Origin of the sequence: Dokdonia pacifica, from assembly GCF_900188275.1 — a bacterium.
Lineage (GTDB): Bacteria > Bacteroidota > Bacteroidia > Flavobacteriales > Flavobacteriaceae > Dokdonia > Dokdonia pacifica.
Genome location: NZ_FZNY01000007.1, coordinates 68,740 through 85,458 on the forward strand (window position 1 = coordinate 68,740; position 16,719 = coordinate 85,458).

The window sequence follows — 16,719 nt, forward strand, 5'->3', positions numbered from 1 at the left end:
TTACTTTCCCTCTAAATAGTTTTTTATAAACGTTGCTGCTTTATCTATAGTATTCTTATTTACAATTCTTTGGTGTCTATGTAACCATACATATTGCTGATATGCTAATGCTTCTTGACGAGTTGCTACATAGGCCTCTGCTAGTAATCCTCTAGCTTTTGCTTCTACACCCCAATCTATATCTGGCACTGCTACAAAAGCTTGTTCTAATAGCCTTATGGTTTCTTGATATTTTTGCTTTCGCGAAAGCATCATTGCCTTTGCATAATATCCGTCCATAACAAATGGAGCAGACTGAATAGCTTTATCATATATCTTACTAATAGCTTCATCATCCTGAACTTCAGATTCTTTCTGAAGCTCTGAGACTTCTTTAAGAATCTCTATTGTTTTATAGTACGCTGTAGACCATTCTTGAACTTTAGAGGAAGGTGTAAAAACTAAAATTTTTGCAGAAGTATCCTCTTGAATAGGTTGATACGTATTTGTAGTTAGTTGTACGACTCCATTTTTATCTTTTAGCCATCCATCTACAGGTTGCATCCAATTTTTATGTTTTGTGATTTCAGGAAGTAAGTAATGATTCGGAATATATACCGCATTAGGAAATAATGTAAAATATGCATCTCGAGGATGTCCAATGATGTAATCTACATCTGCAAGTTGTGTTATTTCTTCGGCAGTTGGGACTTCATTATCTCCTAAATGTGCAATTTTAATCCCATCTATCTCAACGACCCAGATGGTATTATAATTCTGATTTCCTGATTTTCCAATTTGTTCTGCAAAACTATGTTTGCTCCCGATTCCTGTAAAAAAGATGTCATTATATTGATAAACTCCTGCATCTCTAAAAATGGGTGTGTTTTTACTAAAATACTGACTTCCATCATGGTCATAATGCGGATGTGTAATCAATACAAAATCGGCAGGAATATCTTCTGGAAACGTAAATCCCATCTGTCTATAGCTATGGTATGGATCTATGACAACTCGTGTACCTTGAGATGATTCTATAACAAATGCAGCATGTGCTATGTATTCTATTTTTGGAGATTGAGCTTGTACATAACTATGAATCAATAAAAATATGAATAGTAAGAATGGAGAGCTTCTTTTTATCATAACCGTTTTTTTTTGATAAAGATAGGTATGAATTTATAAACCCTTTATTACAAATAGAAAAGTGAAGCTATGCTTCTTACTTTTAATTTTTGATCGTTTATCAAAACTAGGTTTTGAATACCAGCAAAAGGATTTGGATAATCCTCATAAACCCTTCGTTACAAATAGAAAAGTGAAGCTATGCTTCTTACTTTTTAATTTTCGATCGTTTATCAAAACTAGGTTTTGAATACCAGCAAAAGGATTTGGATAATCCTCATAAACCCTTCGTTGCAAATAGAAAAGTGAAGCTATGCTTCTTACTTTTTAATTTTCGATCGTTTATCAAAACTAGGTTTTGAATACTCTCTAAAATTAAAAAGTGATTTACATTCGTAAATCACTTTTCTGCTTAGTCGGGATGACAGGATTTGAACCTGCGACCACACGGCCCCCAGCCGTGTACGCTAACCGGACTGCGCCACATCCCGAATTTGTTTTTGCGAAAGCAAATATAATAATTAAGACATATTGATACCACTTGACAAGCAAGTAGAAATATAATTTTTACATCATTTAATTTGTGGAGTGATTCTTCTAAAAAAGAAAAAAAGCACAACTACTATTGAAGAAAGATATATGGTTGCTTTTTAAATCCTACTAAAAAAATATAACCTAAATGTCAACTCAGAGTTTATGAGTTAAGTAATAACTATGAAAACTACAAACACAGTTAAAAAAGACATCTTTCTAAGACAATATCATTGTGCTTAATTATAAGCTAATATATACAATTTCCTACATAATTACTAGGAATTTATTTTTTTATAACAAAAGATCCGCAAGGGTTTTATTTTCAAGTACATGAAGCGTACTATCACGTACTTCTTCCATCAATCCATGCACTGTACATTTGCCTTCATCTGGACAATCATCGCATTTTTCATAAAAATTTAGACTTACACAAGGCAACATAGCAATAGGCCCTTCTAAAACTCGTATAACGGCTGCCATTTTTATGTCTTTAGGATCTTTAATAAGGTAATAACCTCCGCCTTTTCCTTTTTTACTTCCTAAAAATCCAGCCTTTCTTAATGAAAGTAATATACTTTCTAGAAATTTTCTTGAAATATCCTCAGCCTCAGAAATATCTTGGATGAGTATCATTGCATTTTCTTCTTGACGCGCTATGTACGTAAGCGCTTTTAATCCATATTTTGTTTTTCGCGAAAGCATATGCCAAAATACGTTATTTTTTTGGAAGAAAGACTTCTGCCATCATACAACGTGCACTACCTCCTCCACAGGCTTCTATGATATCAAGAGAACTTGAAAGGATGGTTGCATGTTTTTCAATTTGGTTGATTTGCTTTTTTGTAAGACTTTGATGTGCCGCATTACTCATTACCAAATAGGGAGTTTCATTTGCTCCTTTTAGTTCAAGCATATTTCCTGCAAAATGTACTACCTGCTCTTCTGTGATATCTATAATTTCTTTGCCGTCGCCCTTAAGGTGTTTGATTACATTTTTACGTTCTTTTTTATCATCTATAGAATCTAAGCATATCACAGAAATTTTTTCTCCGATACACATCATCACATTGGTGTGATAAATAGGTAATCGCTCACCATTTAACGTCTGATTTGCTGTGAAAATAACAGGTGTATATTCAAAATCTTCACAAAATTCTATGAGTACTTCTTCATCTGCTCTAGGCGAAAGTGCACAATATGCTTTTCGATGCACACGGTCTAAAATTAAACTCCCTGTACCTTCTAAAAATAAGTTTTCATCTTCGGCAGAAGAATAATCAATAATATCTGTAATGGTAAATCCTTTAGATTCTAATACATCAAAAACATCTTCACGTCTTTCAGTACGTCTATTTTCTGCAAACATTGGATAGGTAGCTATTTTACCACTTTGGTGAAAACTTATCCAATTATTAGGGAAATGAGCGTCAGGAGTATCCGTTTCTTTTGCATCATCTACTACAACCACCTGAATACCTACAGCTTCTAATTTATGTACAAAATTATCAAACTCTAGTTGTGCATTTTGCAAAAGCTTTTCTGGCGTTACATTATCTACTACTTTTTGATAATAATTATTGACTGCTGTTTGTTCATTCATCCTAAAATGCACAGGACGAATCATTAAAATTGTATCTGTAGTTTGTTTCATTTTTTAAAAGATATAATAAAGTTGTAAAGCTACAATTTACTATCGATATCTTCCAAGATTATGGTAGCATGTTCGCGTGTATTTTCTATAAATAATTTACTTGTTTGAAGTCCCGCATTGATAACACCAGCTACATATACATTTTTAAGCGGTGTCTCTAAGGTATTTGGATTATGAATAGGTGTTTTAGTAACATCATCAGTGATAGGTAATCCTAGTTTTTCAAACAATAAATAATTAGGCTTATACCCTATCATAGCAAGTACAAAATCATTTGCTATTTCTACAATTCCTTCTGGAGTTTTTATAACAACAGCATCTTCTTTAATTTCTATTACTTCACTCTCAAAGTATGCTTTTATAGCTCCTTCTTTTATTCTATTTTCTATATTAGGTTTGATCCAATATTTTGTTTTAGGGTAAATTTCTGATTTACGAATAACCATCGTCACCTCAGCACCTTTATAATACGTTTCTAATGCAACATCACATGCTGAATTTGCAGCTCCGATCACTACTAATTTTTGCCCCACATAAGGATGCGGACTATTATAAAAATGAGTTACTTTAGGTAAGTCTTCTCCTGGAATATTTAGAGTTCTTGGAGTATCATAAAATCCTGTACAGACTACGACAGACTTTGCAAATGTATTTCCTTTATTAGTTTCAATATAGTAACCATTATTCTCTGGAGTCATTGAAGACACTTCTGTATAGAGTTTAAGGTTTAGATGCCAACTTTCTTGAACTCTTCTATAATATTCTAATGCTTCTTTACGAGTAGGCTTATCAGTATGCGATATGAAAGGAACGCCTCCTATTTCTAATAATTTAGAAGTGCTAAAGAAAGTCATTTGCTCTGGAAAATTATAGAGTGAATTTACCAAAACCCCTTTCTCTACTATAATGTAGGAAAGTCCTTTTTTTTGAGCTTCAATACCACAAGTAAGTCCTATAGGCCCTCCACCTATAATGACAAGGTCATATTTTTCTAATAATTGCATAACTATCTATTACGCCAAAAGAAAGGCGTGAGTAATATTAATACCGTAAATAATTCTAAACGCCCTATAAGCATTAAAAACGCTAGCCACCATTTACCTTGACTAGGCAAACCATTATAACTATCTACTGGACTTAATTCACCAAAAGCGGGTCCTACATTACCTAATGCAGATGCAGCTCCTCCTAAGGCTGTTTTAAAATCCAATCCCATAGCCCCTAATACACTTGCTCCTATTATCCAAGAAAGCATATACAAAATAAAAAAAGCTAGAATATTAAAAATAATTGTACGATCTACAGATCGTGTATTGTAACGTACAGGAAGAATTGCATTAGGATGTAATGTACGTTTAAACTCTATTAAAGCATTTCGAATAGTTAATAAATGTCGTACCACTTTTATTCCACCAGATGTCGATCCTGCTGATCCTCCTAAGAACATCAATCCAAAAAAGATAACCGTTAAAAATGGTGTCCACATTGTAAAATCTGCTGTCACAAAACCCGTAGTAGTAATAACGGCGAGTACTTGAAAAAGACCATGTCTAAAAGCACTTTCTCCTGCACCCAACACCATAGGATGATCTATAGAAGAGGCACTTACATCTGCTCTAAAATATACTACCAATGCAGTAATGATCGTAAATCCAAACACAAAAGTCATATACAATCTAAACTCATCATCTTTGATGATTTTCTGAACCTTTCCCTTAAAAGCAAAATAACTCAATACAAAGTTCATTCCTGCTAGCAACATAAAGAATATAATAATATACTGTATGAGAGGGGTGTCATTCCAATAGGCTACACTTGCATTTTTTGTTGAAAATCCACCAGTAGATAATGTACTCATTGCATGATTAATAGCATCAAAAAATGACATTCCCGCTAGCTTCAAAGCAATAGTTTCTGCTGCTGTAAATCCAAAATAGATAAGCCATAATCGTTTTGCGGTATCTGTAATTCTTGGATGCAATTTATCTGCACTAGGCCCAGGAGCTTCTGCTGCAAATAACTGCATTCCTCCAATACCCAATAGCGGAAGTATTGCTATAGCCAAAACAATAATCCCCATACCTCCTATCCAATGCGTAGTGCTTCTCCAAAAAAGAACCCCCTTGGGAAGTGACTCTATATCTGTAAGTATAGTGGCTCCTGTAGTTGTATAACCACTTATTGTTTCAAAAAATGCATCCGTAACTGATGGAATCGCATCAGTTACCAAATAAGGCAACATACCACTTAGGGACATAAATAGCCAACCAAAAGTTACAACAATATACCCTTCCCTTTTTTTGATTTCTTTTTTATGATCTCTAGTCACAAACATTAAAAGCATTCCCGCAAATAATGCTAATAATCCCGAAGCTGTAATTTGTAATGCAACCCCATCTTTTGTGATAAAACTTACAAGCGCAGAAATCATCATAAAACCACCGTTAAAGAGTAACAGCAATCCCATTAAATGAAAAATGATCTTATAATTAAGTTTTGGCATCTAGATCTTTATTTAAACAAACATTTTTTCAACTTGTTTGATAGATCGTGGTAAACAGCATACAACCACGCGGTCTCCTGCAGTAATTTTATAATCCCCAAGAGCAATCACTCCTATTCCATTACGCACAACTCCCGCAATTGTTGCAGACCTAGGAAAATCAATATCTTTTATTTTCTTCCCTTCGGCTTCAGAAGTAGGTTTTACAATAAACTCCAATAATTCTGCATTCATATTATTGAGTTTTGTCATCGCAACAACTTCTCCTTTACGTATGTATCTAAAGATATTATTTGCCGCAAGTAATTTTTTATTAATCAGTGTATCAATCCCTATACTTTGTGATAGCTGGAAATAGTCCATGTTTTCTACAAGGGCAATTGTTTTTTTAACACCTCTAGATTTGGCAACAAGGCATGACATGATATTGGTCTCACTATCACCTGTCACAGATATGAAAGCATCCATATCTTGAATATTCTCTTCTTCAAGCAACTCTACATTACGCCCATCTCCATTTATTACCAATGCCTTAGGAAGAATATCTGCAAGATCTATTGCTTTATCTTTATCACGCTCAACCAATTTGACATTAAATTTATGAGAACATAAATCCCTACAGGTTTTGAACCCAATATTACTTCCTCCTAAGATCATGACATTCTTGATATCCTGTCGTACCTTACCAGTAAGTTTATAAAGTTCTTCCACCCCACCTTGAATAGTCATAAAGTATACCTGATCTCCTTCTTTAAAAACGGTATCTCCACGAGGTATTAATGTATATTGCGTAACTAATCGCTGTATAGCAATAGGCATAAAGTGTAATTCTGGAAAAATAGTAGCAGCCTCTTTAACACTCTTCCCTACAAAAGAAGCGGTACGAGATAAAGTAGTTCCTACCATAGTAAGCGCACCTTCTTCAAACTCATAACTATCACTAAATCCACTTTGATTTAATAATAATTCAATCTCTGATGCTGCTAAACTTTCTGGCGATATTAACTCATCAATACCAAATTTAGAAAAACCAGCAAGCTCCTTATGCTCTATAAATTCTGTATTAGAAATTCGAGCAATCGTACGTGCAGCTCCTAATTGTTTTGCAAGTACACAAACTGTAATATTAGTAGTTTCACTAGCCGTAACAGCAATCACTAAATCTACATTTTCTACTCTAGAATCTTGTAGTATAGCGATAGAAGTAGCGTCTCCCTTAATAGTCCGAATATCCAAATGCGTATCTGCGTACGCCAGGCTTTCTTTATTGGTGTCTATAAGTGTAATGTCCTGAGACTCGTATGATAGCAGTTTGGCTAAGTGGAAGCCCACCTCACCAGCTCCTGCAATAATAATTTTCATATAATATAATGAACTGAAAAGTGATACAAAGATACACGATTGATAAGAACTACGATGAAATCCTGTAGATAATTATGTTTTTACGCTTTCGCGAAAGCAAAAACCACCCGTAATCAAATCAATACGATATCTATTTGTCACAATATTGAAAAATCTAAAAACAGCACTTCCTTTTTAAGTATGTCGCTATCATCTTCGCTATTGATACCGTATATTTGTCAAAAAATATGCCATGACCAAAAAGGTAACGCCATATAATTCTTCAAATCAGTCTAAGAAAGAGCAAGTCGAGCAAATGTTTGACACTATTTCTGATAATTATGACGGTCTAAATAGAGTCATTTCTTTTGGAATTGATGTAAAGTGGCGTAAAAAAGTGGTACAACTTGTCACTGACACTAAACCAGATAGCATTCTTGATATAGCAACTGGTACTGGGGATCTCATTATTAATCTTTCAAAAAGCGGTGCTACAAAACTAGTAGGTCTTGACATTTCTGAAGGAATGTTATCTGTAGGGCGTAAAAAAATAAAAGCTGGCGGACTTGACGATCGTATAGAAATGATTCAAGCAGACAGTGAAGCGATGCCATTTGAGAATGATAGTTTTGATGCTATTACTGTTGCTTTTGGTGTGCGTAATTTTGAAACATTAGAAAAAGGACTTGCTGAAATTTATCGAGTACTTAAACCTGGTGGTATTTTTGTGATTTTAGAAACATCTGTTCCTACAAAAACGCCATTTAAACAAGGGTATAAATTTCACTCTAATGTCATCTTACCTACAGTAGGTCGTTTATTTTCTAAAGACAAAGAAGCCTATTCCTATTTAAGTAAAAGTGCTTCTGTTTTTCCTTTTGGAGAAGAGTTGAACAATATTTTACGTAAAATTGGGTTTACCAACGTGAAAGATAAACCACAAACATTTGGTGTAGCCACCATTTATACAGCTTCAAAATAAATTCATGAGAGTATTTATTGTAATCGTATTTTTCTTAGCCTTTACGCAGGTATCCCAAGCACAATGGCTTACTAGACCTCGTGTTCAAAACAATCAAAACTTTGATAAAGCACCTATCTCATGGGGGTATTATTTAGGGTTCAATTCTCTAGATTATAATTTTGATTACATAGAACAGCAAGAAGATGTGCAAGTTACACGTTCTATAGGTTTTAATGTTGGACTTATAGGAAACCTACGATTATCTGAATATGTAGATTTACGCACAGAACCTGGACTAAGCTTTACCAGACGTGACTTAATGTATGCTCCTGACCCAAGATTTGATAGTGAAGATGATTTACTAAGAGAAGTACCTGCTACCTATATATATGTACCATTACTCTTAAAGTTTAATACCAAACGTCTTAATAATGTAAGACCTTTTGTAACTGTGGGTGTCTCTACTACGATTAACTTATCTAGTAACGAGAAAAATCCTGACGACAACTTTGCGGGTCAATTTAGAACAACGACCAATCCATTCTTTTATGAAGTAGGTTTTGGTATAGATTTATACCTTCCCTTCTTTAAGTTTACGCCTAGCATCCGTGGTATATTTGCTACTTCAGATGAGTTAGTCAGAGACAACATTGCAAATAGTCCTTGGACTGGAAATATTAGTAAACTATCTACTAGAGGTATCTTCTTGAATTTTACTTTTCAATAGAAACTCCTCTCTTAAATTCACTTAAACAAATAGCGGTGGCAGTTGCTACATTAAGACTTTCTGTTTTTTGCAATTGCCCAAAACGAGGTATGGCTATTTTATGAGAAACAAGCTGCTCTATTGCATTAGATATTCCATTAGCTTCATTTCCCATGACAATAACAGCTTCATCCGGAAGAGATGCACCATAAATAGTTGTGCCGTCCATAAAGGTTCCATAAATAGGTCTTTGCTCTTGTTGTAGATATGCTACCAGATCTGTATACACAATAGAAATTCTAGATAATGAGCCCATGGTAGCTTGTACCACTTTAGGATTATAACAATCTACTGTTTGAGTTGAGCATACAAGGCTCGTTATACCAAACCAATCGCATAATCTGATAATTGTTCCGAGATTACCAGGATCTCTTACATCATCCAAAAGTACTGTTATCCCTTGTCTCACATTTGGTAATTGAGTAGGTATTTTAAAAAGAGCGAGTGCCGTTTGTGGGGTTTTAAGAAAACTTATTTTCTTTAATTCGGCAGGTGTAATCTTATGAAAAATAGTTTCGCTCCCCTTTTCAATGCGCAAAGAAGTACTATCAAGACCGTAGATTGCCTCTAGTTCAAATGAAGAATTTAGAAGTTCATTTATTACTTTTATACCTTCTGCCACAAAGAGTCCTTCTCTTTGTCGGTACTTTTTTTGAAGTAATCCCGTTATTCGTTTACTATTACTTTTGCTTAACACTATATAAAATGTACTTTTGATTTATTATCACAACCCACTTGAAGTATACATTTACAAAAATATCATTATTTATTCTTCTAGCGATAGTACTTGCCAGTTGTAATGCAACAAAGCGGGTTCCTAAAGAAGATTTTTTACTTACAGATAACACAATTACTGTTGATGGAGAGAAAATTACTGACCAACGTTTTTATAATTTCTTATACCAACAGCCTAATACGAAAGTAGCTGGATCGCCATTTAGACTTTACATTTATAACTGGGCACGTCCTAATATAGATTCTATACTTGCAGCGCAACGTGCAAAGAATGATGTACGGCGTAATTTCTGGACGCGTTTGCTTTCGCGAAAGCAAGTAGAAGCATTTAGAAAATTTAAAAAAGATTTTAACTCTGGAGTAAAAAAAACAGGAGAACCTCCCACGATTGTGAATGAAATTCTCACTAAAAAATCGGCTAACAGGCTTGCCAAATTCTATATCAACAATGGGTATTTTAATACAGAGGTAGATTATAGTATCAAAAAAGATAGTAATCAAAGAGCTACTGTACATTATAATGTAGTACGTCATCAACCCTATTTACTAGATTCAATAGTTCCTATTATTGCTTCTCCCGTTGCCGATTCTATTTATGAAGCACATAAAAATGCCTCCTTCCTTAAAAAGGATGATAATTATCAAAAAATTAATTTAGATAGAGAGCGACTTCGTATTGAAAAGTTATTTAGAAATAATGGATTATATCATTTTGAATCTGATCGGATACGTGTACGTGTAGATTCTAATGAAACAGGTCACAAAGCAAATCTTGAATATTTCATAGATAATCGAAAAGAAACTGTAGGTGATTCTATTTTAGATTTTCCATTTAAAGTTCATAAGGTCAGTGAAATTAACATCAACACTGATTATAGTTTTGCAAATAAAGATAAAGCCTATGCAGATTCTATTAGCGCCGATGGGTATACCTTTTATGTGTATGATGAATTAAATTATAGAACAAATGCTATTACAGATATTATTCCTCTAAAGCCTGGATCTATATATCGAGATATTGACAAAACACAAACCTTAACTCGTTTAAGTAGGCTAAATACTTTTAAATATCCAAGTATCAGTTACCAAGAAGATCCTAAGGATAGTACGGGAACGAATCTGATTGCTAATATTCGTTTAACGCCTTTAGAAAAGTATAAGTTCCGAGCCGATTTTGATGTTTCTACATCAAATATTCAGGATATAGGTATTGCAGGATTTGGTTCTTTATTAATACGTAATATCTTTAAAGGTGCAGAAACCTTAGAAATTTCAGCAAGAGGTAATATTGGAGCTTCTGATGATGCAGCAAATGACAGTGATAGCTTTTTTAATATCTCAGAAATAGGATTGAATGCAAATCTTGTTTTTCCTAGGATATTTTTCCCAGTTAATACTTCTAAACTGATTCCTGCCGAATGGCAACCCAACACTCGATTTAATTTAGGTGTAAGTATACAACAAAACATAGGTTTGGATAAGCAAAGCTTTGCTGGTGGATTATCATATAATTGGACACCTTCTGCCACAAATACATTTACATTTGACCTTTTAGATATCCAATATGTCCGAAACTTAAATGCCAATAATTATTTTAACATCTATAGAAATAGTTATGACGATTTAAATACCCTTGCAGCATCTAACATAAATAATGTCAATCCTGATTATTTTGAAGATGGTAATAACTCACCTGAGCTTATCATCCCTAATGGTGCAGATAGTTTTATTAATGATGTAGAAAATGGTATTGTGCCAGGGTTTAATGACTCACAAGTATCGGAGATTAATGCTATAAGAGAACGTCAAAATAGACTTATAGAAGACAACTTAATTTTTGCACTTAATCTCACATACACATATAATAATCGTGAAAATTTATATGATGATGCTTTTTCAAGATTAAGAACTCGTATTGAACTTGCAGGAAATGCCCTTTCATTAGCTTCAAATCTCATAAACGCTCCAAAAAATGAAGATAATAACTCACGTATTTTAGGAGTTGTATTTTCTCAATATGCTAAGACAGAAATAGACTATACAAAACACTGGGATTTAGGGCATGAAAACATCCTTGCGATAAGGGCGTTTGGAGGACTCGCCATTCCATATGGCAATGCCAACAGTATACCTTTTACACGAAGTTTTTTTGCAGGAGGGTCTAATGATAACCGTGCATGGCGTGCTTATGAGCTAGGACCTGGTAGTAGTGGAGCACCTAATGAATTTAATGAAGCAAATATGAAACTTGCTTTAAATGTAGAACACCGTTTTGAATTGTTAGGGCCTTTTGAAGGTGCCTTTTTCCTAGATGCTGGAAACATATGGAATGTCTTTGATAATGTAGAAGACACCAATTCACAATTTAGAGGATTTTCAAGTTTGAGTGACTTAGCGCTTGGATCTGGATTTGGACTACGCTTAGATTTTGATTTTTTCTTAGTAAGATTTGATGTTGGTTTTAAAACGTATGATCCAGCTTTTGAAACTGGAAATCGATGGTTTCGAGAATATAATTTTGCTAATGCCGTATATAATATTGGTATTAATTACCCATTCTAAAAGGGATCATAGCACTTTCAAACGTTATCGTAATTCGATTTTGTTTCCCTTTATTTTACTATATAATTTCTTATTTTTACCAACTTAAACATAAATCAAAAATATGGCTCATTCTATCAAGCCGGGAGTAGCTACCGGTTATCAAGTGCAAAAGATTTTTAATTATGCAAAAGAAAAAGGATTTGCACTTCCAGCTGTAAATGTTATTGGATCAAATAGTATCAATACTGTATTAGAAACTGCTGCAGCACTCAATGCTCCTGTAATTATACAGTTTAGTAATGGAGGCGCTCAGTTTAATGCTGGTAAAGGTTTAAATAATGATAACCAAAGAGCAGCGGTTGCAGGTGCAGTTGCAGGTGCAAAACATGTACATGAACTTGCAAAAGCTTATGGAGCAACTGTGATCCTTCATACTGATCACTGTGCTAAAAAATTATTGCCTTGGATAGACGGTATGCTTGATGCTAGTGAAGCTTATTATAAAGAGCATGGGCATTCATTATTTAGTTCGCATATGATTGACCTAAGTGAAGAGCCTATCGAAGAGAATATTGAAATCTGTAAAAAGTATCTTGAGCGCATGGAGAAAATGGACATGACGCTAGAGATCGAATTAGGAATTACAGGAGGTGAAGAAGATGGTGTAGATAATACAGATGTAGACGACTCAAAATTATACACACAACCTGAAGAGGTTGCCTATGCCTATGAAGAGCTTTCAAAAGTAAGCGATCAGTTTACGATTGCTGCTGCTTTTGGAAATGTACACGGTGTATACAAACCAGGAAATGTAAAACTTACTCCAAAAATTCTTAAAAACTCCCAAGAACATATCACACAAAAGTATGGTGTAGAGCATAATCATATTGATTTTGTTTTTCACGGCGGAAGTGGTTCTACAGTAGAAGAAATACGAGAAGGAATAAGCTACGGAGTTATCAAAATGAATATTGACACAGACCTTCAGTATGCTACTGCAGAAGGAATACGTGATTATTTTAGTGAAAATGCTGAGTACTTAAAATCACAAATAGGAAATCCTACAGGTGATGATGCTCCTAACAAAAAGTATTATGATCCTCGTGTATGGCTTCGTAAAGCAGAAGGTACTATGCGTACTCGATTAGAAAAAGCATTTGAAGATTTAAATAATGTAAATACATTATAAGTACGCTTTCGCGAAAGCGTATAACACAAACACAAACTCATAAATACTCCCTCACTATGGCTTGGTTTAAGAGAAAAGATAAAGGAATTCAAACTCCAACAGAAGAAAAAAAAGATACTCCTAGAGGTCTTTGGTATAAATCTCCTACAGGAAAAATTGTAGATACAGAAGAACTAGAAAAAAACTTCTATATCAGCCCTGAAGATGGTTATCACGTACGTATAGGAAGTAAAGAATATTTTGAAATTCTTTTTGATGATAATACATTTAAAGAATTAGATAAAAATTTATCATCCAAAGATCCTTTAAAATTTGAGGATAAAAAGAAATATACAGATAGACTTAAAGACGCTCAAGAGAAAACTGGTCTTAAAGACGCTGTTAGGACAGCTGTAGGTAAATCTAAAGGAGAAGATCTCGTAATTGCTTGTATGGATTTTAGGTTTATAGGTGGTTCTATGGGAAGTGTAGTAGGAGAAAAAATTGCACGCGCTGCAGACTATTCTTTGACAAATAACATTCCTTTTATGATTATTTCAAAATCGGGAGGTGCTCGTATGATGGAGGCAGCTTTATCATTAATGCAACTAGCAAAAACATCGGCAAAATTAGCACAACTTGCAGATGCTGGAGTCCCATATGTTTCTTTATGTACAGACCCTACTACAGGAGGAACAACAGCCTCTTTTGCAATGTTAGGAGATATTAATATTTCCGAACCGGGTGCATTGATTGGATTTGCAGGACCACGTGTAGTACGAGATACTACAGGTAAAGAATTACCAGAAGGTTTTCAAACTGCAGAGTTCCTACAAGAACATGGGTTTTTAGACTTTATTACACCTAGACAAGAGCTTAAAAACAAAGTAAATCTATACTTAGATTTGATCTTAAATAGGCCTGTAAGAGCTTAATTCATATAGAAAAAGTAAAAAATGTTTACTTAAGAACAAAAATAGCTGCTGTAATAGCAGCTATTTTTGTTCTTATAAACATCTAAAAACCAATAAAATACTCAATATTTTTATATAAAAGAATAAACTTTTAATATTTAATTATTAATCGAGTGTTAAACAATCATTAAACTAAAATATAATCCTTACTTTTATAGGATCAATTTAAACTACATAACAATTATGAGAAAAATTACTTTACTGGTTGCATTATGTGCAACATTTATTATGAATGCTCAAATCTTCACAGATGATTTTGAAGCTGAAACTGCTGATGCTACTACATTTGCCAATTGGACATCTGTTGACGTAGATGCTGACGGTGAATTTTTTGAGGTAGCTGATATTGAAGCAGCTGCAACTGGAGCAGAAGCATCTCCATTAAGTGGACTTGTTGCTGATTCAGATTCTTGGGAAGGTACTCCTTTTACACCAGACAACTTCCTAATCTTAACTGATCCTATTGATTTAACTGGAATTGATGATGCAACTCTTGTTTTTACAATGGGAACGTACCAAACAAACGGAACTTTTATCGCAGATAGATTACAAGTATATGTATCTACTTCAAATGATCCTGCTGTTTTAGTAACAGAAACTCCAGTATTTGATCAAACAGTTGGTGATGTAACTCCTGCTGATGATGGAGGAGCAAACTCTGGAGCTGACATTACACCAATTGATTTATCTTCTTTCGCTGGACAAGAAGTATACATCGCATTCAGACATTTTGATTCTGTTGATGAAAATTCAGTACTTATTGATAACATCGTTTTAGACGGTACATTATCTGCTGAAGATTTCAATGTTACAAACTTTACTCACTTCTACAATACAGTAAATAGTGAAGTACGTTTAAATGCTTCTGTACCTATGCAGAATGTAAAAGTATTTAATACTTTAGGACAAGAAGTAGTAAACAGAACACTTTCAAACACAGAAGAAACTGTAAGCATTTCTAACCTTTCAAAAGGTGTTTATATTGCTCAAGTAGCAATTGGAAATACAACAGAAACTTTCAAATTTATCAAAAGATAAATAGTTGTTTTTAGATATTTAAAAAAGCGACCTTAGGGTCGCTTTTTTTTGCCCTAATTTTAAATCAACTAGATCTTATTTAGTATATTGATTTTGTAATTTTAATTCATGAGTTTAGATACTAATCAATTATTGCGTTTTACAACAGCTGGAAGTGTAGATGATGGAAAGAGTACTCTTATCGGACGACTTCTATATGACTCCAAAGCTATTTTTGAAGATCAGCTGGCAGCCATTACTTCTATAAGTAAACGTAAAGGTCATGACCAAATAGATTTAGCACTATTTACAGATGGTCTTCGTGATGAAAGAGCACAAGGCATCACTATAGATGTAGCCTACCGTTACTTTACAACTCCAAAACGTAAATTTATTATAGCTGACACCCCTGGACATATTGAGTATACTCGCAATATGGTTACAGGCGCTTCTACAGCAAATGTTGCACTTATCTTGATAGATGCACGTCATGGAATTATTGAACAAACCAAAAGACATGCATTTATTGCATCTTTACTACATATCCCACACATCATCGTATGTATAAATAAAATGGATTTGGTTGATTATGCAGAAGAGGTATATGAAAGTATCCGTTCTCAGTTTGAAGAATTCTCTTCAAAATTATATGTAAAAGACATTCGTTTTATTCCTATGAGTGCTTTACACGGAGATAATGTTGTCAATAGATCACAGCATATGCCTTGGTTTCAAGAAGCCCCTTTATTGTATACATTAGAACATATGCACATAAGCAGTGATCTTAATAAAATAGATGCACGCTTTCCAGTTCAAACAGTATTAAGACCACAAAGCAAAGATTTTATCGATTACAGAGGATATGCTGGTCGTATTGCAAGTGGTATTTTTAGACCTAAGGATAAGGTAACTATATTACCTTCTGGACTCACATCTACCATCAAAACAATAGATACAAGTAAAGGCTCTTTACAAGAAGCTTATGCTCCAATGTCTATAACTATTACCCTTGAAGATGATATTGATGTAAGCCGTGGAGATATGATTATTAAAACAAATAATACTCCAACACAAACCCAAGAGTTTGATGCTATGATTTGCTGGCTAAACACACATACAGCGCGTCCTAGAACAAAGTATACAATATTGCATACCTCTAATGAGCAAAAAGCAATGATCAAAGAGGTATTATACAAAATAGATATAGACACTTACCAAAGAAATCTAGAAAACAAAGATTTAGCTATGAATGATATTGCTCGTATTAAAGTTAAAACAACTCGTCCTTTAATGATTGATGAATATCGTGATAATCGTATTACGGGAAGCTTTGTTTTAATAGATGATGGCACACATGAGACGGTTGCCGCAGGTATGATATTATAATACTAATTATGCTTTCTTCAAGAAAGAAGTTT

The 16,719-nt window shown here is 34.0% G+C and carries 14 protein-coding genes and 1 tRNA gene; 7 read left to right on the top strand and 8 right to left on the bottom strand.

Going from position 1 to position 16,719, the window contains the following annotated elements:
- The 7 genes from CHB80_RS18880 to trkA all read right to left on the bottom strand — a co-directional run bounded on the left by CHB80_RS18880 (position 1) and on the right by trkA (position 7,154).
- Positions 1-1,125, bottom strand: coding sequence for an MBL fold metallo-hydrolase (locus CHB80_RS18880; RefSeq protein WP_089373075.1), 1,125 nt, complete (start codon positions 1,123-1,125; stop codon positions 1-3).
- Positions 1,126-1,520: 395 nt separating this feature from the next.
- A tRNA-Pro gene (locus CHB80_RS18885) sits at positions 1,521-1,595 on the bottom strand.
- A 334-nt stretch (positions 1,596-1,929) separates the two neighbouring features.
- Positions 1,930-2,340, bottom strand: coding sequence for an RrF2 family transcriptional regulator (locus CHB80_RS18890; protein WP_089373076.1), 411 nt, complete (start codon positions 2,338-2,340; stop codon positions 1,930-1,932).
- Between the two features lie 13 nt (positions 2,341-2,353).
- Complete coding sequence (ctlX, locus tag CHB80_RS18895; RefSeq protein ID WP_089373077.1) at positions 2,354-3,289, bottom strand: citrulline utilization hydrolase CtlX; 936 nt, start codon at positions 3,287-3,289, stop codon at positions 2,354-2,356.
- Positions 3,290-3,318: 29 nt separating this feature from the next.
- On the bottom strand, positions 3,319-4,293 hold the full coding sequence (locus CHB80_RS18900) for a YpdA family putative bacillithiol disulfide reductase (RefSeq protein ID WP_089373078.1): 975 nt from the start codon (positions 4,291-4,293) through the stop codon (positions 3,319-3,321).
- A 2-nt stretch (positions 4,294-4,295) separates the two neighbouring features.
- A complete protein-coding gene (locus CHB80_RS18905; RefSeq protein ID WP_089373079.1) occupies positions 4,296-5,792 on the bottom strand; it encodes a TrkH family potassium uptake protein in 1,497 nt (498 codons plus the stop codon).
- A 12-nt stretch (positions 5,793-5,804) separates the two neighbouring features.
- A complete protein-coding gene (gene trkA / locus CHB80_RS18910; RefSeq protein ID WP_089373080.1) occupies positions 5,805-7,154 on the bottom strand; it encodes a Trk system potassium transporter TrkA in 1,350 nt (449 codons plus the stop codon).
- A 232-nt stretch (positions 7,155-7,386) separates the two neighbouring features.
- Here trkA and ubiE point away from each other — a divergent pair, with 232 nt between their 5' ends.
- Both ubiE and porT read left to right on the top strand, forming a co-directional pair.
- Positions 7,387-8,115 (top strand): bifunctional demethylmenaquinone methyltransferase/2-methoxy-6-polyprenyl-1,4-benzoquinol methylase UbiE, encoded by a 729-nt coding sequence (gene ubiE / locus CHB80_RS18915; RefSeq protein WP_089373081.1) that lies wholly within the window; start codon positions 7,387-7,389, stop codon positions 8,113-8,115.
- Positions 8,116-8,119: 4 nt separating this feature from the next.
- Positions 8,120-8,824 carry a type IX secretion/gliding motility protein PorT/SprT gene (gene porT, locus CHB80_RS18920; protein WP_089373082.1) on the top strand — a complete coding sequence of 235 codons (705 nt, stop codon included), beginning with the start codon at positions 8,120-8,122 and terminating at the stop codon, positions 8,822-8,824.
- Here porT and CHB80_RS18925 read toward each other — a convergent pair.
- Positions 8,811-9,560 (bottom strand): TrmH family RNA methyltransferase, encoded by a 750-nt coding sequence (locus CHB80_RS18925; RefSeq protein WP_089373083.1) that lies wholly within the window; start codon positions 9,558-9,560, stop codon positions 8,811-8,813. The two genes, porT and CHB80_RS18925, sit on opposite strands and share 14 nt — an antisense overlap.
- 38 nt (positions 9,561-9,598) lie before the next feature.
- Between CHB80_RS18925 and tamL the strand changes: the two genes are divergently transcribed.
- The 5 genes from tamL (at position 9,599) to CHB80_RS18950 (ending at position 16,687) form a co-directional block, all read left to right on the top strand.
- Positions 9,599-12,160 carry a translocation and assembly module lipoprotein TamL gene (gene tamL / locus CHB80_RS18930; protein WP_089373084.1) on the top strand — a complete coding sequence of 854 codons (2,562 nt, stop codon included), beginning with the start codon at positions 9,599-9,601 and terminating at the stop codon, positions 12,158-12,160.
- Between the two features lie 103 nt (positions 12,161-12,263).
- Positions 12,264-13,331 (top strand): class II fructose-bisphosphate aldolase, encoded by a 1,068-nt coding sequence (fbaA, locus tag CHB80_RS18935; protein ID WP_089373085.1) that lies wholly within the window; start codon positions 12,264-12,266, stop codon positions 13,329-13,331.
- Positions 13,332-13,387: 56 nt separating this feature from the next.
- Complete coding sequence (accD, locus tag CHB80_RS18940; RefSeq protein WP_089373086.1) at positions 13,388-14,245, top strand: acetyl-CoA carboxylase, carboxyltransferase subunit beta; 858 nt, start codon at positions 13,388-13,390, stop codon at positions 14,243-14,245.
- A gap of 222 nt (positions 14,246-14,467) precedes the next feature.
- Positions 14,468-15,322 (top strand): T9SS-dependent choice-of-anchor J family protein, encoded by an 855-nt coding sequence (locus CHB80_RS18945; protein WP_089373087.1) that lies wholly within the window; start codon positions 14,468-14,470, stop codon positions 15,320-15,322.
- 108 nt (positions 15,323-15,430) lie between these two features.
- Positions 15,431-16,687 carry a sulfate adenylyltransferase subunit 1 gene (locus CHB80_RS18950; protein WP_089373088.1) on the top strand — a complete coding sequence of 419 codons (1,257 nt, stop codon included), beginning with the start codon at positions 15,431-15,433 and terminating at the stop codon, positions 16,685-16,687.
- The last annotated feature ends 32 nt before the right edge of the window (positions 16,688-16,719 follow it).

Coding starts and splice junctions, on each gene's coding strand:
- CHB80_RS18900 (WP_089373078.1), bottom strand. CDS start 4,293: ATGCAATTATTAGAAAAATATGACCTTGTCATTATAGGTGGAGGGCCT.
- CHB80_RS18905 (WP_089373079.1), bottom strand. CDS start 5,792: ATGCCAAAACTTAATTATAAGATCATTTTTCATTTAATGGGATTGCTG.
- fbaA (WP_089373085.1), top strand. CDS start 12,264: ATGGCTCATTCTATCAAGCCGGGAGTAGCTACCGGTTATCAAGTGCAA.
- accD (WP_089373086.1), top strand. CDS start 13,388: ATGGCTTGGTTTAAGAGAAAAGATAAAGGAATTCAAACTCCAACAGAA.
- trkA (WP_089373080.1), bottom strand. CDS start 7,154: ATGAAAATTATTATTGCAGGAGCTGGTGAGGTGGGCTTCCACTTAGCC.
- CHB80_RS18950 (WP_089373088.1), top strand. CDS start 15,431: ATGAGTTTAGATACTAATCAATTATTGCGTTTTACAACAGCTGGAAGT.
- porT (WP_089373082.1), top strand. CDS start 8,120: ATGAGAGTATTTATTGTAATCGTATTTTTCTTAGCCTTTACGCAGGTA.
- ctlX (WP_089373077.1), bottom strand. CDS start 3,289: ATGAAACAAACTACAGATACAATTTTAATGATTCGTCCTGTGCATTTT.
- CHB80_RS18880 (WP_089373075.1), bottom strand. CDS start 1,125: ATGATAAAAAGAAGCTCTCCATTCTTACTATTCATATTTTTATTGATT.
- CHB80_RS18890 (WP_089373076.1), bottom strand. CDS start 2,340: ATGCTTTCGCGAAAAACAAAATATGGATTAAAAGCGCTTACGTACATA.
- ubiE (WP_089373081.1), top strand. CDS start 7,387: ATGACCAAAAAGGTAACGCCATATAATTCTTCAAATCAGTCTAAGAAA.
- CHB80_RS18945 (WP_089373087.1), top strand. CDS start 14,468: ATGAGAAAAATTACTTTACTGGTTGCATTATGTGCAACATTTATTATG.